Source organism: Proteus alimentorum (assembly GCF_002607735.1).
In the GTDB taxonomy this organism is placed as follows: Bacteria; Pseudomonadota; Gammaproteobacteria; order Enterobacterales; family Enterobacteriaceae; genus Proteus; species Proteus alimentorum.
The window spans coordinates 54,373-78,453 of the sequence record NZ_NBVR01000026.1 but is presented as its reverse complement, the minus strand read 5'-3'; the positions used below and the strand labels follow the sequence as shown (position 1 = coordinate 78,453).

General features: G+C 34.9%; 23 protein-coding genes, 1 tRNA gene and 1 pseudogene. 14 read left to right on the top strand and 11 right to left on the bottom strand.

All coding sequences use genetic code 11. The features are described from left to right. Positions 1–381: 381 nt before the first annotated feature. Together rmf and B6258_RS17875 are read left to right on the top strand one after the other, a co-directional pair. On the top strand, positions 382–552 hold the full coding sequence (rmf, locus tag B6258_RS08985) for a ribosome modulation factor (protein ID WP_099075112.1): 171 nt from the start codon (positions 382–384) through the stop codon (positions 550–552). Positions 553–1,428: 876 nt separating this feature from the next. Beyond that, positions 1,429–1,893, top strand: coding sequence for a hypothetical protein (locus B6258_RS17875; RefSeq protein ID WP_129586853.1), 465 nt, complete (start codon positions 1,429–1,431; stop codon positions 1,891–1,893). Positions 1,894–2,165: 272 nt separating this feature from the next. On the opposite strand, the gene fabA is transcribed toward B6258_RS17875, so the two are convergent. Both fabA and B6258_RS08955 read right to left on the bottom strand, forming a co-directional pair. Next, positions 2,166–2,684: a bifunctional 3-hydroxydecanoyl-ACP dehydratase/trans-2-decenoyl-ACP isomerase gene (gene fabA / locus B6258_RS08960; protein ID WP_023581351.1), complete on the bottom strand. Its 519-nt coding sequence runs from the start codon at positions 2,682–2,684 to the stop codon at positions 2,166–2,168. A gap of 83 nt (positions 2,685–2,767) precedes the next feature. Continuing rightward, complete coding sequence (locus tag B6258_RS08955; RefSeq protein ID WP_099074969.1) at positions 2,768–4,510, bottom strand: AAA family ATPase; 1,743 nt, start codon at positions 4,508–4,510, stop codon at positions 2,768–2,770. 361 nt (positions 4,511–4,871) lie between these two features. Between B6258_RS08955 and matP the strand changes: the two genes are divergently transcribed. Then, positions 4,872–5,333, top strand: coding sequence for a macrodomain Ter protein MatP (gene matP / locus B6258_RS08950; protein WP_088493264.1), 462 nt, complete (start codon positions 4,872–4,874; stop codon positions 5,331–5,333). Between the two features lie 199 nt (positions 5,334–5,532). Here matP and ompA read toward each other — a convergent pair whose 3' ends face one another. Both ompA and sulA read right to left on the bottom strand, forming a co-directional pair. After that, positions 5,533–6,633 (bottom strand): porin OmpA, encoded by a 1,101-nt coding sequence (gene ompA, locus B6258_RS08945; RefSeq protein WP_099074968.1) that lies wholly within the window; start codon positions 6,631–6,633, stop codon positions 5,533–5,535. A 347-nt stretch (positions 6,634–6,980) separates the two neighbouring features. After that, a complete protein-coding gene (gene sulA / locus B6258_RS08940; protein ID WP_099074967.1) occupies positions 6,981–7,532 on the bottom strand; it encodes an SOS-induced cell division inhibitor SulA in 552 nt (183 codons plus the stop codon). A gap of 230 nt (positions 7,533–7,762) precedes the next feature. Between sulA and B6258_RS08935 the strand changes: the two genes are divergently transcribed. Beyond that, entirely contained in the window at positions 7,763–8,371 is a 609-nt protein-coding gene (locus B6258_RS08935; protein ID WP_099074966.1) for a TfoX/Sxy family DNA transformation protein, read from the top strand. Positions 8,372–8,447: 76 nt separating this feature from the next. Here the strand turns inward: B6258_RS08935 and yccS are convergent, their stop codons facing one another. Further along, positions 8,448–10,610, bottom strand: coding sequence for a YccS family putative transporter (yccS, locus tag B6258_RS08930; protein WP_099074965.1), 2,163 nt, complete (start codon positions 10,608–10,610; stop codon positions 8,448–8,450). A 114-nt stretch (positions 10,611–10,724) separates the two neighbouring features. Here yccS and helD point away from each other — a divergent pair, with 114 nt between their 5' ends. Next, complete coding sequence (helD, locus tag B6258_RS08925; protein ID WP_099074964.1) at positions 10,725–12,776, top strand: DNA helicase IV; 2,052 nt, start codon at positions 10,725–10,727, stop codon at positions 12,774–12,776. 2 nt (positions 12,777–12,778) lie between these two features. Here the strand turns inward: helD and B6258_RS08920 are convergent, their stop codons facing one another. Beyond that, positions 12,779–13,237: a methylglyoxal synthase gene (locus B6258_RS08920; protein WP_075673145.1), complete on the bottom strand. Its 459-nt coding sequence runs from the start codon at positions 13,235–13,237 to the stop codon at positions 12,779–12,781. A 136-nt stretch (positions 13,238–13,373) separates the two neighbouring features. Between B6258_RS08920 and B6258_RS08915 the strand changes: the two genes are divergently transcribed. After that, positions 13,374–13,787 carry a CoA-binding protein gene (locus B6258_RS08915; RefSeq protein ID WP_099074963.1) on the top strand — a complete coding sequence of 138 codons (414 nt, stop codon included), beginning with the start codon at positions 13,374–13,376 and terminating at the stop codon, positions 13,785–13,787. Between the two features lie 79 nt (positions 13,788–13,866). On the opposite strand, the gene hspQ is transcribed toward B6258_RS08915, so the two are convergent. Beyond that, positions 13,867–14,187: a heat shock protein HspQ gene (gene hspQ, locus B6258_RS08910; protein ID WP_206073616.1), complete on the bottom strand. Its 321-nt coding sequence runs from the start codon at positions 14,185–14,187 to the stop codon at positions 13,867–13,869. Between the two features lie 197 nt (positions 14,188–14,384). Here hspQ and B6258_RS08905 point away from each other — a divergent pair, with 197 nt between their 5' ends. Continuing rightward, positions 14,385–14,666, top strand: coding sequence for an acylphosphatase (locus tag B6258_RS08905; protein ID WP_099074962.1), 282 nt, complete (start codon positions 14,385–14,387; stop codon positions 14,664–14,666). A gap of 44 nt (positions 14,667–14,710) precedes the next feature. On the opposite strand, the gene tusE is transcribed toward B6258_RS08905, so the two are convergent. Then, a complete protein-coding gene (tusE, locus tag B6258_RS08900; protein WP_023581360.1) occupies positions 14,711–15,040 on the bottom strand; it encodes a sulfurtransferase TusE in 330 nt (109 codons plus the stop codon). Between the two features lie 182 nt (positions 15,041–15,222). On the opposite strand from tusE, the gene B6258_RS08895 reads away from it, so the two are divergent. The 3 genes and pseudogenes from B6258_RS08895 (at position 15,223) to B6258_RS08890 (ending at position 17,108) form a co-directional block, all read left to right on the top strand. Beyond that, a tRNA-Ser gene (locus tag B6258_RS08895) sits at positions 15,223–15,310 on the top strand. A gap of 90 nt (positions 15,311–15,400) precedes the next feature. Next, positions 15,401–15,678 (top strand): annotated as a pseudogene (locus tag B6258_RS18620) (phage tail fiber protein). Positions 15,679–15,980: 302 nt separating this feature from the next. Then, positions 15,981–17,108 carry an ABC transporter substrate-binding protein gene (locus tag B6258_RS08890; RefSeq protein ID WP_099074961.1) on the top strand — a complete coding sequence of 376 codons (1,128 nt, stop codon included), beginning with the start codon at positions 15,981–15,983 and terminating at the stop codon, positions 17,106–17,108. A gap of 350 nt (positions 17,109–17,458) precedes the next feature. Here the strand turns inward: B6258_RS08890 and B6258_RS08885 are convergent, their stop codons facing one another. Together B6258_RS08885 and B6258_RS08880 are read right to left on the bottom strand one after the other, a co-directional pair. Beyond that, positions 17,459–17,986 (bottom strand): DUF4303 domain-containing protein, encoded by a 528-nt coding sequence (locus B6258_RS08885; RefSeq protein ID WP_099074960.1) that lies wholly within the window; start codon positions 17,984–17,986, stop codon positions 17,459–17,461. A 166-nt stretch (positions 17,987–18,152) separates the two neighbouring features. Beyond that, positions 18,153–18,605, bottom strand: a complete 453-nt coding sequence (locus tag B6258_RS08880) for a multidrug/biocide efflux PACE transporter (RefSeq protein WP_099074959.1) — start codon at positions 18,603–18,605, stop codon at positions 18,153–18,155. 100 nt (positions 18,606–18,705) lie between these two features. Between B6258_RS08880 and B6258_RS08875 the strand changes: the two genes are divergently transcribed. The 4 genes from B6258_RS08875 to B6258_RS08860 all read left to right on the top strand — a co-directional run bounded on the left by B6258_RS08875 (position 18,706) and on the right by B6258_RS08860 (position 22,855). Beyond that, a complete protein-coding gene (locus tag B6258_RS08875) occupies positions 18,706–19,578 on the top strand; it encodes a LysR family transcriptional regulator (RefSeq protein WP_099074958.1) in 873 nt (290 codons plus the stop codon). A 102-nt stretch (positions 19,579–19,680) separates the two neighbouring features. Then, complete coding sequence (gene cbpA / locus B6258_RS08870; protein WP_099074957.1) at positions 19,681–20,622, top strand: curved DNA-binding protein; 942 nt, start codon at positions 19,681–19,683, stop codon at positions 20,620–20,622. Further along, a complete protein-coding gene (cbpM, locus tag B6258_RS08865; RefSeq protein ID WP_099074956.1) occupies positions 20,622–20,927 on the top strand; it encodes a chaperone modulator CbpM in 306 nt (101 codons plus the stop codon). The genes cbpA and cbpM overlap by 1 nt, the downstream gene beginning before the upstream one ends. A gap of 431 nt (positions 20,928–21,358) precedes the next feature. Beyond that, positions 21,359–22,855 (top strand): C69 family dipeptidase, encoded by a 1,497-nt coding sequence (locus B6258_RS08860; protein ID WP_099074955.1) that lies wholly within the window; start codon positions 21,359–21,361, stop codon positions 22,853–22,855. A 79-nt stretch (positions 22,856–22,934) separates the two neighbouring features. Here the strand turns inward: B6258_RS08860 and B6258_RS08855 are convergent, their stop codons facing one another. Then, entirely contained in the window at positions 22,935–23,831 is an 897-nt protein-coding gene (locus B6258_RS08855; RefSeq protein WP_099074954.1) for an AraC family transcriptional regulator, read from the bottom strand. Between the last annotated feature and the right edge of the window lie 250 nt (positions 23,832–24,081).

The following is a 24,081-nucleotide window of genomic DNA, read 5'->3' as shown; positions in this document are numbered from 1 at the left end:
GTTATATTTATAAACCAAGTCTTATATTGACATAAATTTAAAAATAAATATCATTTTATCTTATTTAATTTATTGATTACATAATATAAAAATAAAGAAAGTTATTTTTACTTAAAAATACTCATTTAATATCAACTGGTTAATTATTTCATTGAGATAATTAACCAAAATGATTAGATAATATTTCAATTAAAGCATTAAATAAAATAAATGATAACAATGATTATTAAATTTGTAACTGGCTCGACATCACAAATATGACATTTGTATTAACTTCTTTACTTGCTTAAATGCTCAATAAAGCGTATCAATTTATAGTGGTTGTTGAAAAAACAATCATTATCTTTCCGCTTAAACTTAGAACGTGAGGGTTGTCTAGATATGAAAAGACAGAAACGAGATCGTTTAGCAAGAGCATTATCGAAAGGTTATCAAGCTGGTATGCAAGGCCGCTCAAAAGAACTTTGTCCTTATTTCGCCATTGATGCGCGTTCACATTGGCTTGGAGGTTGGCGACAGGCCATGGAAGATCGCCCGAATCTAGTAAAATAAATAACCCGTCGTAGTGAAATAGATAATAGCTTATTTTTAGTTGTATTAAATATTATCACTAAGATTTTACCGATAATCAAAACGAGGGTTATTTATATACATTCCTATGTACATATTGAGCATAGGATAATTTGAGTATAAATAACAAACAATCAATTTGGATATAAAAAGGCTTACATTTTGTAAGCCTTTTCACGTTATATTGCCATTATTTTTTTAATTCTGATCCATGAAAACTTTTACGTAAACGAAAGCCATAAATAGTAAGAAAAATAGCAAGTATTGTATTGACAGAATTATATAGCCAATCTATTTTTTCTGAAGTAAACCACGGTATAGACGATGTAAAGATCAGAAATATGCCACAATAAAACATAAAGTCTGCCTGTTTTTTAGATACTTTTCCTTTGTTAATCACTTATTTTCCTTGAATTATTTTTTATGATGGTTAATTTAGCTTAAGGGTTATCCTTTGGCTTTTTAAATAACTTATATAAGTTTGGGCTATATAAACATAATGAGGTTATAGAGAAACCTAAGATCCATTTCATATCGAATTGATTAGCATACATAAAAATAAATATAATCAATAGAATCGTGAGTCTATAGCCAATTGCTTTACAAAGAAGAAAAATAAGCTCAATCAGAAAGCTAAAAAAATCTACAATTCCGCTTATAATCATATCCATACGATTATTTCTTGATGTAATTTACTTATACAAAGTTGATATAAATTTTTTAGTGTCGTAGTTATTTGGAATAAAAAATCTCACCTAACTTAAATATATCTTTATATATAAAATTTATTTATTAATTTAATGACACTATACATCGATTAATTTATTATAGCGACCTTTATTTACAAGGAAGACTTCAATGAAAAAACCAATATCATTATGGATAATATTAATTGCTTTTATTTTATTTACTTTAGGGCAATTAACATCTTCATTTTCTAGTGTTTCTACTTTAGTAGACGTATTTATAAAGGATAGTGAAAATTTAAATTTAATAACTTCCCTTTCTATTATGTGGAGTTTGATACAAGCTTTTTCTCTACCCATTTTATATGTTATTACTCTTGTTGTTATCTTTATGAAGAAAGAAATAGCACCAATAATGCTGAAAATCTTCTGGTGTATATCAATGTTACCTATCTCTATTGCAATAGTTATCGGTATTCAAAGTGCATTTGATAATACAAGTGGTAGCAATCAAGCAGAAAATTTAGGTGAGCTATTCGGTGTCTTATCTTTAATGGGTTTATTTGTTTATCTTACATATAGCTTATTTTTCTCTGCTAAAATTAAACACTATTTTCAGTATTTACAAGATAAGTAATCGACGCAATGTATTGATAAAAACTAAATTGAATATGATCTATTTTTTATAAAAAATAAATATGTTGTTAGCATAGATAAAAAAATACCGTGTACTTTATATTACACGGTATTTCTATAATATACTCGTCATCCTTCAAGTTGCAGGGGTGTTGGCTACGCGCCTCTAGCTATCCGAATCACATACATGAGTATGCCCATCGGGATATCTTTGCTTGCCGCCTACCTGCAACTCGAATGATTTAGAGTATAGATTAGGGGGGGGTATCTATCTTAGAATGCCGTTGTATCTTTAAATAAGCCAACTTTTAAGTCTTTTGCTTCATAAATTAGCTTACCATCAACATACACTTCACCATCGGCAATACCCATAATCAGTTTACGATTGATAACACGTTTGAAATCAATTTTATAGGTAACTTTTTTTGCTGTTGGTAATATTTGTCCAGTGAATTTTACTTCACCAACACCAAGCGCACGGCCTTTACCTTCACCACCAAGCCAGCCAAGATAGAAGCCGACAAGTTGCCACATGGCATCTAGGCCTAAGCAACCCGGCATAACAGGATCATTGACGAAGTGGCAATCAAAGAACCATAAATCTGGCTTGATATCGAATTCTGCTTCGATAAAGCCTTTATTATGGGTGCCGCCATCTTCTGTCATTTTAATGATGCGATCCATCATTAGCATATTACCAGATGGCAGTGGTGGGCCATCTTGGCCAAATAATTCACCACGGCCTGAAGCAATGAGGTCTTCTTTAGAATAAGATTCGCGTTTATCAACCATTGTCTATATAGCCTTTATCAAGTGTAAGACAACAGAATAGCTTACACTTGTACGCTGAACAACTCCGATCACTTGAAACAGAATTATCTGAATAGACGTAAGAACCAAGGTAATTTAGGTCTATCCTGATTATTTGCCAGTGTTATACGATCATGAATAACAGCTAACAAGTGTGAGTCTGATTGTTCTGGTTCACATTGCTCTTCATAATAGGGCTGACGAGTCAGTAACGTTATCGCTTCCGCTACATGAGTGACAGGCCAAATATGAAATTTTTCTTCTTTTACCGCTTGTTGCACATTTTCGTTGAGTACCAGATGACGAATATTGGCAAGAGGAATAATTACGCCTTGAGCACCGGTTAATCCTCTTTGTTGGCAGATATCAAAGAAGCCTTCGATTTTCTGGTTTACGCCACCAATCGGTTGGACTTGACCAAATTGATCGACAGCACCTGTGACAGCAATTTGCTGATCAATAGGTTGTTGTGCCAGTGTACTAATAAAAGCACATAATTCAGCCAAAGAGGCACTATCACCATCAACCTCACCATATGATTGCTCAAAAACAATCGAGGTGCTAAATGGCTGTGGTTGGTCTAAACGTAATTCTGAGTTTAAGTAAGCTTGCATAATCATCATTCCTTTAGCATGAAGATTGCCACCAAGCTCAGCTTTTCGCTCAACATCCGTAAACTCACCATCACCTATATGTGCAACGCAGGTAATGCGAGTCGGTTCTCCAATTAAATCAGGATATCCCGGGTAATCTAAGACAGAAAGCCCGTTGATTTGACCAACAGCTTCGCCTTCTGTTTGTATCATGACTTGGTCTTGTAAAATCTCATCACGGCTACGTTCTAACAGGTAACTGTGTCGCCATAGGCGATTTTCTTCTGCTTTTTTCAATGCCTCAGCATTTAGAGAAGTATCATGATTAAAACGCATTGCATAACGAAGCTGACGTAATATCCATTCTAAATCTAGGCTCAGAATGAGTTGATCTTCATGTTGTCTTGCGGCTTGTGTTAGCAAGACTTCCCAAGCATCCGCAGATAGAGATGGGAGGCGATATTTTTGGCACAGTGAATTGACAAAGCCACACCATTGAGAAAGCGCGGTTTCATCTTCTAAATACATGTCGTATTCATATTCACCATATAAAGCAGTGCTACTTAGCTCAGGCTCCATAAATTCAAGCTCTTCAAGACTAAGTCTATCACCAACTAAAATAACACGAAGATTGAGTGGCATACTCTCAATAGGTAAAGGCAGGGATTGATTGTCATTCCAGACAAGCCACTCAAAACGTTGCTCTTCAACCATTTTTTTAAGGCGGAACCACATTAGTGGTTGTGCAAGTAAAGATTTTATAGAGAGGACTAAGATGCCTCCATTAACTTTATGCAATAAGCCTGGGCTGAGGGTAACTTCGTCTTTATGGCAATAGAATGAACCAAAGAGTTGTTCTGGCTCTATCCATTGGCAACAAGTAATAGATTCTGATGATGAAAATGCACCTTGTACATTTTCTTGCCAATCGATTTTATTGGTTTCTGCTTGATAACTGCCAACAATAGGATCAGTTTTGATCCCTGATTGCGTTAATGTGTCTGTCAGCATATCAAAGTAAGCAGTAGAATCATCCGCTTTTAACAGCATAAACTGCCCTGAATCTGCATTGTTTAACCATTGTAAACTTTCATACAGGCGAGGTTGAACCTCACGAAGTAGAGATGCAGGTAATTGAGATGCTGTTTGAAAGAAAGTTTGGTAGGAGGCGTAATCAGGACGTAACGCCTGCCATTCTAATTCGTTGTTTTTCAAGGTTACCGTTTTTATTATTGATTAGTGAAAAGAGATAATTAGATATCGTATAAGTCGATATCTATCCTGCAATAAGACGGTTCTTTAACTGTCATCAACTGCATAGGCAGGGAATATGTACCGCTACGACCTTATAATGACGAGTTAATAATGGGTCATTAAGGTTTTATGATAGCGACGCTCGATTCTATCATAACGTGCTCAGAAAACTATCCCTTATCAAGGCTTGTTATTAATTGATAAGAAAGATTATCTAAAATAACTCCGCCTATAAAATAGTCAAAAAATTTCGGTTCAGTGGCAGTATTTTTGTAAAATTGTTGATATGCTACTATATAGTTACGTTGTCACGGGATTTTGTATGAAATATCAACAATTAGAGAACCTAGAATGTGGCTGGAAATGGGCCTATCTAGTAAAAAAACACCGTGAAGGTGAATTAATTACCCGTTATATAGAAAAAAGTGCTGCTGATGAAGTTGTTGAGCAACTGTTGCTTCTTGAATCGCAACCATTAAAAGTTTTAGAGTGGATAGATTTGCATATGAATCCTGATTTATCTAATAGGATGAAGCAAACTATTCGAGCTCGTAGAAAACGTTATTTTAATGCTGAGCATCAACACACGCGCAAAAAATCAATCGATTTAACGTTTAAAGTCTGGCAACGCTTATCTGCATTATCCCAACGAAGAGGGATCACATTGTCAGAAACGATTGTGCAATTAATTGAAGACGCTGAGCGAAAAGAACAATATGCATTAAAGGTACATAGTTTAAAAGATGGGCTTATTGAGTTATTAGAACGCGATAAAGAAAAATAAGTTACATTAATTTTGGCTTATTGGATTTGACAATTATTTCCATCGTTATTTTTGTTCTCTGTTTTTATTGTGATATTTCATACCCGTCCGAAAACGTTCTTGTCTTTATATTTTTACTTAATTTTATCTCTATAAAAGAAAAACCCTGCCATTGGCAGGGTTTTGAATTCATCAACAGTAGATTATTCTACTATTTGAATTATTTAGCAGGAACAACAACTTCAGTTGTACCTTGGATTTCGATCTCAACACGACGGTCTGGCGCTAAGCAATCGATCAGAGCTGAACGAGCTTTAACGTTGTCACATGTGTTGCCAGTAACTGGGTTTTCTTTACCACGACCTTCTGCAGAGATGCTGTTTGCAGGGATACCTTTAGAAACCAGGTAATCAACTACAGATTGAGCACGTTTTTCTGACAGAGGCAGGTTGTAGTTTTGTGAACCGATACGGTCAGTGTAACCGATAACGACTACACGACCTTGAGTTGGGTCGATGTTAGCCAGTTCAGCGTACAGACCATTCAGAGCTTCTTGACCTTCAGCTTTCAGAGTAGATTTGTTGAAGTTGAACAGAACGTCTGAACGCAGAGTAAAGGTTTTGTTTTCAACAACTGGCGCTGGAGCTACAACTGGCGCTGGAGCTACAACTGGAGCTGGAGTTTCTTGGTTGAAGCGGTAAGCAACACCAACACTCAGCATGCCATTGTCTGGACGCGCATTCAGAGTACCTTTATCACCGATGTTGTTGATCCACTGATATTCAACACGGGTAGCGATGTTTGGAGTGATCGCGTATTCAGTACCTAATGCGAATACTGGAGAAACGCCAGTGTCATTTTCAGAGAAACGTTTTTGAGCTGGAGATGCTAAAGTAGCGTTTTTAGTTGCAGAAGAATCTGCACGCCATACCATACCACCTAAACGTGTATAAACGTCTAAGTCTTCCATTACTGGATAGCTTAATTTAGTGGTTAACTGGATACCTTGAGCTTTGAAAGCACCGTTGTTGTATGAACCTTTATAAGCCATACGACCTAACCAGTCATAACCCAGCTCAAAACCTAAGTATTGGTTGTACTGATAACCAGCAAATGCACCAGCACCTAATTGGTCACGGTGAGTGTTACCGTTACCGATAGACACGTCTTTACCATCTACATTCCATTGGTTGCTAGTACCTTGGTATTGAGACCAACCTAATTTACCACCGGTATACCAGGTATTGTCTTTTGGAGCTGCTTGCGCTGCAGTTGCGAAAGCTGCCACTGCCACTGCTAATGCGATAGCTGTCTTTTTCATTTTACGCCTCGTTATCATCCAAGTTAGGCATTTGGCTTTAAGCCTTATTATTTGCCCTTGGTTAAATTATTGTTAGGAATCCAATGCTTTCATCAAATGATGATCCCAAAAATGGGATTTAAAGCATAACCTTAACGACATAAAGTCTACAATGAACTTAAAAAGTTACAAGTAATCCTTTAAAATTCGACTTAAAATTTTAAAAAGATCCGCCTTATTCCACAATGGGAAAGATTCTGTATTTTTGTTAAATTTACTGTAACTATATGATTTGGGTTATAAATACATTTGACTTATCTTAAATGATATCGGAGTGTTTTGAGTATTAGGAAAACTCTTAAATTTCACTAATGGTAGTGAATTGAATGAATTTTTACGGAATTCAAATGTCGTTTAGATGCATTACTACTTTCTAAATGGATATTTGTATTCATTTGCTGTCGCATAATAAACCCGAGGCTTTTTCCTTTACTTGCAGCAGATTCTAATCGCTTCATCTCTTCTGGCGATATTTCTGGTAACCAACCGAGTACGACACTGTAGTTACCACTCACCAGTGCTTTTTCCATTAAATCAACAGTAGTTATCATATTTATATGATTTAACTGGATTATTTTGTTAAGAGGCAATCCTGCATTTTTTAACCAAGTCCGATTTAGCTTTTGTTGTGGGTTTAACCACAATAACCAACGTGATTCATGGCTATACTGTTTCAGTAATGGCAAAAGGATGTGATTAATGACGAGTGGATTTTGGTAGAGAAGTTCACTCACCATACCTTGTTTATTATTGCTATCGTAAGTCGCCACTGTTGAAGGGATAGATAGAGGTAATACCTCATTTGAGATCTCTTGGAGAATGGCGTTCTGTCTTGTCGGAGATGATGTTGAGAGTGTCATATTTACCTCGTTCCATGTGTACTGTATGAATATACAGTATCCCTATATTTCGCTTAAATCAAGCGCATTTTTTTGAAAGTTCCTCTCAAATTTTATGTAAATCATTATTTTTAAGCCGTTAACTATTGGCAATAAAAGAGAAATTCTTTATTGTCTCTCTTGTGATGTCTTATGCATGTTTTTGAATTCAAAGATAAAAATTTAATCTTAAAGTTTGTGTCGGAGTTTCAATGTTATTTTTACCTGAGCAAAGGAAGGCTCATTTGTTATCGCGTATTGCGCAATATGGAGAGTTAACAACAAAGTCTCAATTTGGTGGTGTTAGCTTAATGATTGATGATGTTATGTTTGCTATTACGTCTGATAATGAGTTTTATTTAAAAGGAAGTGGCTTTTTAGAAACTCTTTTTAAGGCAACAAAAATGAGTTCCTATACCTATTTGAAAAAAGGAATTCCTATCATATTGCGTTATTACCATATAACGGATTCGCTATGGAAACATCAGCAAAAATTAGATCAATATATTGATATGTCATATCACTACAGCATTCAAGAATATTTAGGACAACGAAAGAAGCCTTGCAGAATAAAAGACTTACCTAATCTAGGTGTGATGTTAGAAAAAAGATTGAATCAAATTGGCATTAATCAAGTTGAAGAACTGCGTTTAATCGGTGCAAAAGCGTGTTATCTAAAACTAGTGCGTAGCCACAATTTGAGAAATAGTGAACTTTTACTTTCATTGGCAGGCGCTATCGTTGGGTGTCATCGTTCTGTATTACCTAATCAACTTAAAATGGAGTTATTAGATTGGTACAACGAATTATCTTTCCAATAAGATAAAAGTAATGACCGTTATTTTCTCTAATATGCTTATGGGAATTAGAGAAAATAACGTCAGTAAGAGATTTAGCTTAAGTTTGAGGGAGGCTATTGGATTCGCTTTGCTCAATAATTTGGATACAACTAATAATCTGTGGCAGTAAATCCAATAGTAATCGGATTTGAGTGAGTACTAATTGAATGCGAGGATTATCTGCATTAGGTAATAGATTGATCCTTTCAATTAATTCTGCATGAGATTGCTTAAATCCTTCATCTTGTGGCATTTTTCGACGTAAAGCAGAATCGATATAACAAACCGTATCATTAAGCAACGTGAGCACATTCTCATCTTCTATTTTTGAACGATGAACGCCAAGTGCAGAAATATAACTGAGTAAAGTATGATTTAAGCAAAGCAACTGGAAAGCGACCTCTTGGGATGCTTGATAACTTTTTGGCTCTGATGACATATTTGAGATCAGTGATGCTAATTCTCCATCACTGCTATGGGCATTTCGACGAGCAATACGATAGCTCAAGCTATTATCTTTTCCTTGGTAATACTGAATAAGGATGGCATCAAGATAATAACAGTTGTTTGTCATTGTTTTTTGAATAACAACAGGTAGTTGACGGAATTTCCAATCAGGCCAAATAAAGCTGACAGCAAACCATGCTATGGCACAGCCAATTAAGGTATCGATAATACGGGGAAGGGCAACATCATAACCTTCACCAAGTAAATTGAAGCTTAATAAAACCAATAAAGTAATAAATAGTGTGGCATGTGCATATTGTATGGTTCTAAATGCGAAAAAGAGCGTGCCCGTTATCACAATTAAAACGAGTTGCCCTTCAATTGAAGGAACAAAATATAAAATAGGGAAGCCGATTAAAATACCAATAATAGTACCACTTACACGTAAGGTAAGACGTCGACGAGTGGCATTGTAGTTTGGTTGGCAAACAAATAGACTTGTCAATAATATCCAATAGCCTCTATCCAATTGGAAAAATTGAATAATGGCATAGCCAATACATAACACGAGTGACATCCTAACGGCATGTCTAAAAAGTGCCGATTTAGGCGTGAGGTGCTCTTTTATTCTTAGTGCAATGTCGCGCCATCCCGTTAAACCATCATCAGAAAGTTGCGTTTCTTCTTTTTGGTCATGGGATATTTGGTATTGCTCTGTACTAATACTTCGTAGAAGCGCATCAATGCCTTGAAGATTTTGCAGTAAATTATTTAAAGGCGCTATTAATTGTGGTTCTGACGTCGTGTTTTTTAAATGATTTAATGCATTCTCTAAATAATTTATAGCACGCTCTAATGAAGGGTTATGCTGATATTTTTTATGCCAAAGAATAGATTGTGCAACTTGTTCACAAGCTCGTGCTTGCATAGAAAGTAAACGTTGAAAACGAAACAACACATCGCTATGTCGCAATTCATTACTTAATAGTGGGTATTGAACATGCGACGAACTTGCTCGCTCATGAATATCTTGAGCAACAAAATAGTAATGAAGAGTGAAACGGCTACTACGTTGGCCTCTATCACCTTTTAATCGACTTAATAATGCAACTTTAGTTTGGTTCATTGTGTCAATTAATTGGCTATTTGCCATTGCTAAATTATAAAGCGAATGTTGATAGTCATCTTCGATATCAGGATCGAATAATGTTGCTTTAGCTTCAAGGTAAGTTGCAAGCTGTTGGTAGCAGCGAGTTAAATTGTCCTGAACTGGGCGAATTGGGAATAATAAGTGACCAATTAATGTTAATAAGTTATACCAAATAGCGCCTAACAGTAATAAAACGGGTTGTTCATACCATTCAGGGAAAATCGGCATACCAAGCATAGTATAAATTGCGATTAATAAAGCACCAAAAGCAATGGTTGCGTACCGTTGCCCTAAAGCACCTAATAAAATAAATCCCCAAGTAGAAATGGCTAAACCACAAAAGAATAAAATAGGATATGGATAAAGTAATCCTATTGATGCTGAAGCAAGCAGAAAACAGCATAAAGTGATAACGAGGTTTTTTAAACGACCGACAAGCCTATCATCTAAGTCAGTTAATGCTGCTGCAACCACACCCAACGTTAGAGGAATTGTGTATTTAGGCTCTTGCCCTAAAATCCAAGGAAATAAAGTCGTTCCTGTAAGCGCGATTATTATGCGAATATAATATAAAAAGTGGCTATTATAGATAAATCGGCGGGCGCCATTTAGCAAAGTGAACACAAAAAGCCCTTAAATAAACAAGATGAAGATAATTACCTCTTAGAATATAGGGTTTATCACCGATTAAAAAGAGCTTAACAACAGACTATTTGTTATTTATTGCAGGAATTACGTATGGAACTGAAATCCACCCCTATGGGACAACGTTTAGCACAGCATCCTTATAATAGAGTCAAATTGTTAAATGCAGGTATTGAAGTCAGTGGTGAAAAACATCAGTATTTAATTCCTTTTAACGAATTGATTAATATTTTCTGTAAAAAAGGGATTGTGTGGGGAGAGTTAGAATTTTTATTGCCTGAAGATAAAGTTGTTCGATTACATGGAACAGACTGGGAAGAAACTCAGCAGTTTTATCGTTATCTTTATCAGTCATGGCAAAATTGGAGTAAAGAAATGAGCGAAATAAGCGCTCAGGTGCTTGAGAAGCAACTCCAGAATATTAATGAAATCACTCAATCAAATAGATGGATAAGACAGTCTAAACTGAGTGAAATTCAACAATCTATCAAAGAAAGCTTTTCTGCTATTCCCCTTCCTCTTGAACGCCTTATTCAATTTGATAATTGCCATACTCTTTATCAGCAATGTTTAGAATGGCTAAAACACGGTGAAGCACTTGTTAATAAAGAAAATGCTGCATGGATAACTCAAATATTAAATGAGCATGCGGAATTTTTTAATACGATTGAATCATCGCCATTAAATGAATCGCAGTGTCGTGCCGTAATTAATGGTGAAGAAAATATTCTTGTTCTCGCTGGTGCGGGAAGTGGTAAAACATCAGTATTAGTCGCAAGAGCAGGCTGGTTATTACGTCGTCAGTTAGCGCAGCCAGATCAAATTTTATTACTTGCTTTTGGACGTAAAGCTGCACAAGAAATGAATGAAAGACTTTCTAGTCGTTTAAATGCCGATATTATGGCAAAAACATTCCATGCACTGGCATTATCCGTTATTCAGCAAGCGACAAAAAAACAACCTAAAATTAGTGAGCTTGAAATAAATAGTGAAAAAAGAAGAGCACTATTATTAGGTGAGTGGCGAGAGCAGTGCCAACAGAAAAAGGCACAAGCAAAAGGGTGGCGAGAGTGGTTATCTCAAGAGCTTGAATGGGATATTCCTGATGGTGAGTTTTGGCATGATAAAAAATTAGAAAACCAAATTGCCGTAAGATTAGAGCGTTGGATCGGTTTATTAAGGATGCAAGGAGGTAGCCAAAAATCTCTGATTGAAAGTGTACAACCCGAATATAAAGAAGTCTTTAAAAAGTATTTAAAATTATTATCGCCATTATTAAAAGCTTGGAAAACGGCATTAAAAGAGGAAGATGCAATCGACTTTTCGGGCTTATTACATCAAGCTATCAATCTTATTGAAAAAGGGCGTTTTATTAGCCCATGGAAACATATTCTTGTTGATGAGTTCCAAGATATTTCACCATTAAGAGCTTCATTATTAACTGCATTAAAACAGCAAAATAAACAAACATCACTATTTGCAGTAGGCGATGATTGGCAAGCCATTTATCGTTTTAGTGGTGCAGAATTATTATTAACGACTTCTTTCCATCACTCTTTTGGTGAAGGTGCTGAATGTGCATTAGATACGACTTATCGTTTTAATGACACGATAGGAAATGTTGCCAATACGTTTATTCAACAAAATCCCGCTCAATTATCTAAGCCTTTAAATAGTCTAGTGAAAGGTAATAAAAAGTCAGTTGTGCTGTTATCTGACGATCAACTTGAAAATTTACTTAATAAAATGAGTGGTTATGTAGAAGAAAATGAAACCATTCTTTTACTCGCTCGCTATCACTATTTAAAACCAGAATTATTAAAAAAAGCGAAAACACGTTGGCCTAAATTAGATCTACAATTTATGACTTTTCACGCTTCAAAAGGGCAACAGGCAGATTACGTTATTATTTTAGGTTTACAAGATGGTAAAGATGCTTTTCCAGCACCAGCAAGAGAATCGATTATTGAATTGGCATTATTGCCTAGTATTGAAGATTATCCTAACGCGGAAGAGCGACGTTTAATGTATGTCGCTTTAACAAGAGCAAAAAAACAAGTATGGCTATTATTTAATAAACAACAGCCATCTTGTTTTGTTTCAGAACTAGAGTCTCAAGGTGTTCCTATACAGAGAAAACCTTAGGATTATTTTAATCTCTCTTTTAAATAACCTTCGTAATCTGGAATTTTAATTGTAGATTCTTGTGAAAAGAGAGGTGATGAAATTAAAAAATTCGCAGTTGCACGATTTGTTGCAACTGGGATGTTCCAGACAGTGGCTAAGCGTAGAAGCGCTTTAACATCGGGGTCGTGCGGAACGGCATTTAATGGATCCCAAAAGAAAATCATAATATCAATTTTCTTTTCAGCGATCATTGCACCTATTTGTTGGTCTCCACCCATTGGGCCACTTAGCATTTGAGTAACAGTAAGGCCAGTGTGGTGATTAATTAAGTTACCGGTAGTTCCTGTTGCAAATAACTTGTGTAGAGACAGTTGTTCACGATTATTTTCAACCCATTCCAGTAATGAGCTTTTACAGTGATCATGGGCAACAAGCGCGATATTTTTTTCTTTTAAGAGCGTGCGGTCAATTTGTTCCATTTGATACCTTTAAAAATAAATATAGTAATTGTTCCAGTTTTCAAAATACCTTTTTTTTATCTTATAAGCTATGAACAGATCAAGATACTATGATGTATCATAATATTTTCAATCTTCATGATGAACGGAGTAGATAATGGTGGATTCAGACATTTATGACATTTTAAGAAGCGTTAAAACCATTGCGCTTGTTGGTGCGAGTAATAAAGAAGATCGCCCAAGCTATAAAGTCATGAAATTCCTATTAGAACAAGGCTATGATGTTATCCCTGTCAATCCAGGTATGTCAGGGGAAACTTTATTGGGGCAACAATGCTATGCCTCATTAAAAGATATTCCTGTTGCTGTTGATATGGTTGATGTTTTTCGTCAATCTGACGTAGCATTGGAAATTGCGCAAGAAGCCATTGAAATTAATGCCAAAGTATTATGGTTGCAGATTGGTGTTATTAATGAAGAGGCAAAAAATTTAGCCGAAGATGCTGGGTTACGAGTGGTAATGGATCGTTGTCCTAAAAAAGAAATTGAAGCACATGGTCTTCCTTGGTAATACGCCAAAATAAAATCGCCGAAAACAAATTCGGCGATTATCATTTTATTCAGATTACTGGTTATGTAGATTAATTGAGTTAATTTCTTAATCGTGGTGCCTGTAATTGGCTACGAATTGACTGTGATAACTCATCCAATGAGTCATTATCTAAGTGTTCATCTGAAACTTCATAGGTTATCTGCGCTTCAGCAAGATAAGTATGAACGGGTTGTCCGTCATCATCTTCCATCACAACATGGTACCAAGGTGCTGCTCGCAAGGTCACATTAGATGCAATATCATCCTCATTAGGTTGATCAAGGGAATATTCAGCATCCACATCGACAACAACGCCTAAGTAGCCGAGTAATTTATGTCTAACTTGCTGTCCTATCCCAAATTTGCTGGCGGTCATCATAGTATCACCTCCATATAGCCTTGCTTATTGGTTATATATATGAGGGTACAAAGTGAAATTTCAAGGATTTGAAAAAAATATAATCCTTTGCTTTCATTATGAATAAAGAACCTCACAAAATCAGATTATCTATTGTATAAAGAAAAGACAATAACCTAGACAGAATTTTTATTTGAAGAATACGACTAGAGGGGCATATGAAAATCGGTAGAGAATATATTATTCAAGGACGTGTTCAAGGTGTTGGTTTTCGTTTTTTTACTTATCAATGGATGAAAAAACGACCAATAACAGGATATGTTTGGAATCGTGATGACGGTAGTGTGGGAGTAAAGGCTTTCGCGAAAGAAAATGCATTAAAAGAATTTGAAGATTGGTTAGAAGTTGGTGGACCCAAAAGTGCCAAAATTACATTTTGGTCAGCGATATCTTGTGAATATGAACAAATGGCAGATTTTTCAATCCACCATTGTGAGTGATATAGTTTCAATGATTTTTAATTATCTTTTATCGAAAGATAATATTAAATACATTTAACGGGTTTTGGTAAACCCGCAAGTTTTGTTGCCTGTTTTGCAGGGCCTTTAGGAAACAAACGATAAAGATAACGGCTATTTCCTTTTTCATCGCCATATTTTTGTGCAAGCGCTTTTACTAACATACGAATAGCAGGGGAGGTATTAAATTCTAAATAAAATTGGCGAACAAAACGAATAATTTCCCAATGTTGTTCTGTAAGCTCAATTTCTTCTAGTTCAGCTAATGTTGGAACCATATCTTCATTCCACTCATTGCTATTTTTTAAATAACCGTGACTATCTGTCTCGATTTCTTTTCCGTTAAATACAAACATGTGCATAGCAACCAATCAAAAATAATACCGCTAATTTAGCAAAAATAAGGAAAATACCCAAGTAGAACCCATAAATCGTTGATAAATTAAGCCATTGACTTGTAATGCGTTTAATTTTACGGCAAACAGTACAATAAGGGCTTTACAACATAAGCTTAGGTGTTTATATTGCTCCCCATTGCGGAGGGGTGGCCGAGCGGCTGAAGGCAGCGGTCTTGAAAACCGCCGATGGGAAACCATCCGAGAGTTCGAATCTCTCCTCCTCCGCCATCTCATCATCTCCTAGCGTATCCTAATCTCAGTAAAATAAAATCTTCTTGTTAAATCATTGTTTCCTGAAAGCGCTACCTTGCTACTCGAATAGCTAAAGGCGAATATCTCATTAAAGGCATACTTGGATTTAATTCAGATGCAGGATGGGGCGGTGTCGATAGCAGTATTGAAATTCCTCTCAATATCAATAAACAGCCCTCATTTGGATTAACTCTAAAGTTAATGAAGACGGTTCTATTCTCGTTAAAAGCTATCATCGTAAGCACCTTAATGCGCCTGAGTTAGCCAATAATGAAATTGATGGCCTCAATGATGAAGACTCAATTGATATCTCTGATGACCGTTTTATTTCCGTGCGTGTATAGATGCCAGAGTAACCAATCTATAACGTGAGAATACATGAGATGGAAGAAGCGCAGAGAGGCATACAGACAAAAATAAGATGGTTAATTGTGACGCTGTTAAATGGACAGGTTAGTTAAAACTGACCATTTAACGTCAAAGTGGTTAGCGAAACTTGTTTTTAGAGAGCATATCAGACCCGAATATTTATTGTTAGATACCGTTCTATTAAAACGAATTTATTTGGTAGTCAGATAAAGATGATTTCTATTGATGATGCTAATGATAATTGTTAGCATTAACTCTCTATTATGGAGAGTATACTATGAAAAATAAATATCACCTGTTAGCAATATCTCTTTCTGCATTACTTCCTTTTACCGCATCGGCTACAACATATCCAGTGACAATTACGGATACAGATGGGCAAAAAATAACGTTAAAACATGAACCTAAACGCATTGTATTACAAGATGGTAGAGATATTTTAACGCTGGCTTTGCTTGATAGAAATAACCCGTTTGAAAGAGTTGTAGCATGGAATAATAATCTGAAAAAATCGGATCCACAGACAGTTTCTTTATTAGAACAGAAATGGAAATCTAATATAAATGCGATCCCTGATATGGGATTTAATGACAAAGGTGAAGTTAATGCAGAGCGAGTTATTGCACAACGACCAGATGTTCTGATCGCTCAACTAAGAGCCAAACCTGCATTAGAAGGGTCGGGTGTTGTCAGTATTTTAAGAGAGGCCAATATTCCTATTATTTATGTTGATACTTTTTTAGAGCCAGTCAAAAACACGAAAGAAAGTGTTGAGCTTCTTGGTATTATTTTAAATAAAGAGAGTGAAGCTAAAGAATATACAGATTTTTATCAACAACACCTAGATAGTATTAAAAATAAAACTCAAGAAATTAAAAATAAACCAAGTGTATTTGTAGAAGCAAAGGCTGGAGCTAACGGTGATGGGTGCTGCTTTACACATAATAATGCGGGTTGGGGTGGTTTGATTCAAGCTGTTGGGGGTGACAATATAGGCAGTCATTTCTTACCAGGCGCTTCGGGTGTTATTTCTTTAGAGCAAGTTATTAGCACTAAACCTGATGTATATATTGTAACGGGATCTCGCTGGATTAATAAGAATAATATTGCTGCACCATTTGGCTATGGGGTATCCAACAAAGAGACTCAGGAAGGTTTCAAACGATTGAAGAGCAGAATTGGATTTAATCAGATCGCAGCCGTTGAAAATGAGCGATTATATGGTATATATCACAATTTCTATAATCATCCATATAACATCGTTGGTTTAGAATATTTAGCAACCTTCATTTACCCTGAACAATTTGCAGAATTAAAGCCAGAAAACACCTATAAAGAGATAATAGAAAAATATACCACATTACCTAATGCTCAATTTCTTTGGGCAGCAAAAGCAGATAAATAAAAATTTTAATTATAGCCCTTGTTTTTTAAGGGCTTTCTATACTCATTTACACTTCGGCTAATCAGAGTATCTGACTTAATAAAGTTAAAATAAGGCAGATCACTATAATAATGAGCAATACACCCAGAAACGTTCTTGCTAAAAGGCAAGAAAGTGTTGTGGGTGGCGCTTTAGGAAAAAGTGCAGAGAAACACCAATAGGCTAATATAGTGGTCAAAAAAATTGCAAAAAGTATAGAACTAATAAAAAAGATCATTTATTGATACTCTTCTTGTGTCAATAATAAATAACCGTTCGGTTATCGCTTTATTTTTGAACATCTATGATATTTATCGTTCTATACAGTTTTATTAATATTTTCCAATGCGCATTAAAGCATCTTCAACATCTTCATCATGATCAATTGTAAAAGCAATAAAATCATCAGTTTTTGGGATTTTTTTGTAAGTCTCTGTTTGCTTAAACAGGGTTAGACATTCTGAAAATATGTGAATCATTCTTGTTAAAACGTGAGAGTAAGAGCCGTCTTCATAAGACGTATGATAAAGTTGTTCTAAGCATGTTTCATCGATAGGATAAAGAGTACTAAAGCATTGGTATTCCCAATCACCTGTATTGTATTTTAAGCTTTTTATCTCTTCATGTGAATGGTAAGCGTAACCATCAGATTGATTTTGATAGTGTTTTAATGTTTTTTGAAAATATTCTTCAGTGTTAAAGCAAAGATTGACTTCTCCATATGCGGCATTTAAATCGAATGCAAAGGCGTAAAAGACTTCGCCACTTTTTTCTGTTAAAAATTTCTCTGTTTCTGTTATTGCAAAAGAGACAATATCATTTTTTATATTTTTAATTATTTCATCATTTAATATCATCATTAAATCATAATCCAGTTAGATACAGCGACAATCATAATAATTGCTCTGTATGAAGATAATTAGAATAGTATATTAATATTATAATTTAATGGTATAAAATAATGAGTGCCTACTTTTGATTGGTGATAAAACACCTAATGATAGTTCAAAAGGTGTCTTTGTGTAATTATTGACGTGCAATAACCCGTTTTTGTTTACGATGAAACCAATTTTTACGTAATTTATCGTAACTAAGATTAAATGCATAGGTATAGAAAAGGAAAAAGGCAAAGAAGCCAACTTCTAATAAGAATGCATTCCACAGTGACATATTTAATAAAAATGCCAATATTGGTAAACCAATGATCACAAAACTTAATTCAAAGCCAATGGCGTGTATGACTCGTATTTTTGTTGGTCTTGAGCCTTTGATTAAAGGCCAATAATGGTCAAAAATCATGTTATAAAATAAATTCAGTAACATAGCTAATGTCGATAAAACAATAGTAACGGTTCCCATTTGAAAAATTGAGCGACCCAAAATCCAGGCACTAAGTGGTGCTGTTATTACGATGGCTATCACTTCAAATGAAACAGCGTGAAAAACGCGCTCAGTAAATGTTTTTTGATATTGGCTCATATCCCACCTCAAATTAATTAGTTAGCAAAAAACGAGTGCAATTATTGATGATGTTTTGTATATATACAAAATAGGAGCCATCGAAAAAACCGATACTATAATGAACTATTCCATAGAAACTTTGCGTACATTTATTGAAGCTGCTTCGTTGAAATCATTCTCTGCGGCTGCGCGAAAATTAAATAAAAGCCAATCTACTGTTAGTAGTACGATCGGTGGATTTGAAGATGATATGGGCTTTGAACTATTTGAGCGTAAAGGAAGAGAATCAACACTAACTTTTGCAGGGCAAAAGGTACTCAGCTTAGTTGAAGATATATTAGCGGCGGATGAACGCTTACAAGCATTAAGAATAGAACTATCACCAGAAATGGAGCCTCGTTTAAGTTGCGTTTTTTCTGATATGTATCAACCCCCTTATTCTGAGCAACTCTTAAAAACTCTAGATAAAGAATTCCCTCATATTGAATTCGAATTTCTTGTCGCTGAAAATGATGATGTCATTAATATGCTACAAAATAATCAGGCACATATCGGTATGATGGAATCACGAATAGAATATCCAGCCGATATTGCTTTTGCCCGCTTACCTGTAAGTGGTAAGTTAGGATTATATGCACATAAAACTCACCCACTTGCGAAAGAAAAGCAAATTAGCTATCAACATTTAACCATGCATCGTCAATTACGGCTAAGTAGTCGTGCTCAATTTGTCATCAACAGTGAAAAAAATTGGCTGGCACCTAACTATTTATTGCTACTTGAAATGGCAGAGCAAGAAATGGGTTGGGCAATATTACCCACTTGGTTAGTTGAGCAATTTGGGCATGATTTACTCGTTAGTCTGAATTATGATCAATTTCCGAAAAAAATAGATATCGATTTAGTTTGGTCGAGAAATAATCCGCCAGGAAAAGCAGGATATTGGATGATAGATCAGCTTTTGAAAAACAATATTCCCGCATCTATTTAGGTATAGATAATACATCACTCAACATAGTTTCTTTGTTCTATAATTAATCAAGTCTAGGATATTAATATTTAATTCATTATTTAACATAATTGAGATATCACTATGGAATTAAAGGATTATTACGCCATTATGGGTGTTAAACCCACTGATGATACTAAAACGATTAAAACAGCTTATCGCCGTTTAGCGAAAAAATATCATCCAGATGTCAGTAAAGAGCCAAATGCAGAGGAGCGTTTTAAAGAAATTGCTCAAGCATGGGAAATATTAGGTGATGAGCAACGTAGAGCTGAATACGATGAACTATGGGCACATCGCAATGATCCTAAATTTAGACAATTTACACAACAACATTCAAATAAGGGTCAAGAAAACTTTAGCCAAGAAGATTTTGATGATTTTTATGCTTCATTTTTTGGTCAACATTCTCCCTTTGAAGGGCATCGAACTCAACAGGCGCCTAAACAGCGTGGGCATGATTTAGAAATAGAATTAGCTGTTTTTCTGGAAGAATCACAGGAAGAGCATAAGCGCACAATAAGTTACCAATTACCTGTTTATAATGTCTTCGGTATTTTGGAAAAAGAAATTCCTAAAACACTGAATGTTAAAATTCCTGCCGGTGTTATTGATGGGCAACGTATACGCTTAAAAGGGCAAGGTACTTCGGGTGAAAATGGAGGTGAGAATGGTGATTTATGGCTAACAATTCGTATTGCACCTCATCCTCTATTTGATATTAAAGGTCATGATTTAGAAATAGTTGTTCCTGTAGCTCCTTGGGAAGCTGCATTAGGTGCAAAAATTCCTATACCTACAATAAAAGAAAAAATATTGTTAACTATCCCAGCAGGAAGTCAGGCAGGACAAAAGCTACGTATTAAGGGAAAAGGGTTAGTTAGCAAAAAGGTCAGCGGTGATTTATATGCAATTTTAAAAATTGTGATGCCACCTAAATCTGATGAAAAGATACGCGAATTATGGCAACAAATTGCAGATAGCCAGACCGATTATAATCCACGTAAAGACTGGGAGAATAAATAATGGGTCAATTAACAACAACAGTATTTACTGTTACTGAGTTTTGTTATCACACAGGAATATCAAATGATGAGCTCAAAGAGTTTGTCGCTCTTGGTGTGATCGAACCGCTAGAAATTGAAACTCAGGAGTGGTTTTTTGATGATAACGCTATTGTGGTGACACATCGTGCATTAAAACTCCATAAAGAGCTTGCATTAGATTGGCATGGTATCGCCATAGCACTGACTTTATTAGATGAAAATGAACAGTTAAAACAAGAAAATAAGCAACTACGTCAGCAGTTAATGCGCTTCATAAATGAATAAAGATTAATAAAATAGCCACTAAAAAAGTAAACAACTTAGTGGCTATTTTTATGTCTAAGTTTTATTACTATTAATATATTTTATTAACATGGAACATTATTAGATTTAATTAATTGTTGTTTAATTTAATGTTTACAGCTATTTTTATAATTAAGTTTCATTTGCATTACATTTTTAGATTTCATCAATAATAAAAACTCTATTTATATTTTAAATACATCTTTCTATAAAACTCACTGATATTAATATGATGCACATAATTCATGTTTTTATTTCGAAATATAATAATCATTGGGATATAAATCACGGAATCTCTTTCTTTTTCATTGTTAATATTTCGCATCAAATTATCTATCTGGTTTTTTATTTTGATTCTAAAAAGATACTTAATTGATCTACAAATTATAAATAACAAGCAAATGGGGAGTTTTATGTCTTTATTCAAAAAAGGTATTATTGCCTTATCCGTTAATATTGCATTAGTTTCTTCAGCTTTAGCCTGTACAACGTTGTTAGCGGGAAGTGAAGCAACAAATGATGGTTCATTGATTATTGCTCGTAGCGCAGACAGCGATGCATTAAAAGCACAACATTTTGTTATTCATCCAGCTAAAACAAACCAAACGGGTATTTACAGTACCAAAGAATATAACGGCGCTAATAACTTTACGTATCCATTACCTAAAAATTCATTACGTTATACCACTGTACCGAATTGGAAAACACAACTTCACGGTGCAACAGGATTTAATGAACTGGGTGTGGGTGTCAGTGGTACTGAATCTATTTTTGCTTCACCTAAAGCACTCTCTTTTGATCCCTATGTTGAAGAGACAGGGATAACTGAAGATGATATTCCAGATGTCTTGCTTTCAAGAGCAAAAACAGCTCGTGAAGCCGTGGAATTATTAGGGAGTATTATTGAAAAGCAAGGTGCTGGTGAAGGATTTGGTGTTGCTGTTGTTGATAAAAATGAGCTTTGGTATTTAGAAACTGGAACGGGACATCATTGGATCGCACAAAAATTACCTAAAGATAAATACTTTGCGACAGGAAATCAAGGTCGATTACAACACTATGATATTAATAGTAATGATGTTTTAGGCTCTAAAAATCTAGTGGAATTTGCTGTTGAAAAAGGGCTTTATAATCCTGAAAAAGAGGGGGCATTTAATTTTTCAAAAGCGTATACACGAGATGATGAACGAGATCGTACTTATAATGATCCGCGTGTATGGGTTATACAGCAACAATTTAATCCATCATTAAAACAAGCTGTAGATGATGGTCGTCATTTCGCACCTTTATTAACGCCAGAGAAAAAAGTATCTGTAGAAGAAGCTAAAGCGATGTTACGTAATCACTTTGAAGGAACAGAACATGACCCATATACCAATGGGTTAAATGGCCAAGAGTCTTGGCGTCCAATTAGTGTATTTAGAACTTATGAAGCGCATATTATGCAAGTTCGTCCTGAGCTTCCTCAAGAAATAGGTGAAGTAACCTATGTTGGTTTAGGCATGGCGGATTTAACAGCATTTGTTCCTTATTACAGTGGATTAAAAGCTTATCCGCAACATTATGGAATAGGGCGCAATCAAGCAGACAGTGATTCTATTTACTGGAAATATCGTAAGTTACAAACATTAGTAATGACGGATTATCCAAAACTTGCACCAATAGTGAAAAAAGCTTATCAAGAGTGGGAAGCAAAAACAGCATTAGAGCAAAAAGAAATGGAAGCTAAATATCTTACTATGGTGAAAACAGATAAAGCTAGCGCAGATAAAATGCTTAATGAATTTAATCTACGAGTCATGGCTGATGCTGAAAAATTAACTGAAAGCTTAATGAATGAATTGTTTACAGTAAGAACAAAAGATATTCAAGATGATATTTTCTTTGCTAATAAGTCTAAGAAAGATTGATAGAAGATATATATCTTAGATATCTATTTTAATAGAAAGATCCCAATTAAATTGGGATCTTTTTTATAGATGAAATTCATTAAAGAACAGGAATATAGTAGCTAATCTTTTGTACGTAATGATCACTTTGACTAAGTAATTTATCGTAATCCACAGACTCTTTTAATATATATTGTTCAATGTCTGGGCCGGGCCTACGCAATAAATTCATTTTTGGAAGTATTTTGGTATAGACGGTATAAATAATGTCATCATAGTCCGTTAATGAATCTAAGATTTCATTCATATGAAATGTAATGGCCAGATAGTTGCCACTTGGTAATTCTAGTTGTGACATGGCAGAAACGTTTGATGTTTTTGCTAACTTTTCTTTATCAACGGCAGTGCTATAAATATACATAGTATCTTCTAATGTACTTGCAGATGCTCGATGCATTGCATATAGCTCTGTGGGTATTGTATGCACATCTTTTAAAAATTTACGCCAAAATTCTTTTCTAAATTTTTTCTTGTCGGAATCCCATGTTGAAATAGGCTTATTGTAATGATGCGACATACCAACTAATTTTTGAGATGGGAATGTAACTACCTCATATTTAGCGCTCAGTTCAACGGTTTCTAATGCAGGGAAAATCAGTTCACTAATATCCCATCCTGGTTTTTTTCTATATTCCGAAGGTGTAATGTTAAACTGTTTTTTAAAAGCTCGGCAAAAAGTTTGTTGGGAATCAAAGCGATACTTCAATGAAATATCTAACAGGCTACAACGTGTTACTCTTAACGCGTAGGCACCACAAGATAAACGACGAGCGAGTATGTATTTTCCTAAAGATATTCCTGTATACGCTTTAAATAAGCGCTGAAAATGCCATTTTGTATAGCCCGATTTCTCAGCAACAATATCTAGCGATAAACGTGAATCGAGATTTTGTTCAATCCAAACGATGATATCTTTAACAACATTCTCTTGTAGCATGAATATTCCTATTATTTTATCTATCGATATTTTTCAACAAGATCGACTTAATTTATTGAACTACAATAAATTTATAGGTGTTAGGATAATAGCATATCGTATAGTGATAGTTACATTGAATAAAGTAAAATAGCCGGATAATAATGTAAAGTTATGTATTGCAATTTATTTGAATTAAAATTGACCTTAATTAAAAATTTGTATTTTAACCAACTCATCAAAGATTGATTATCTTTTATTAAAATTAATT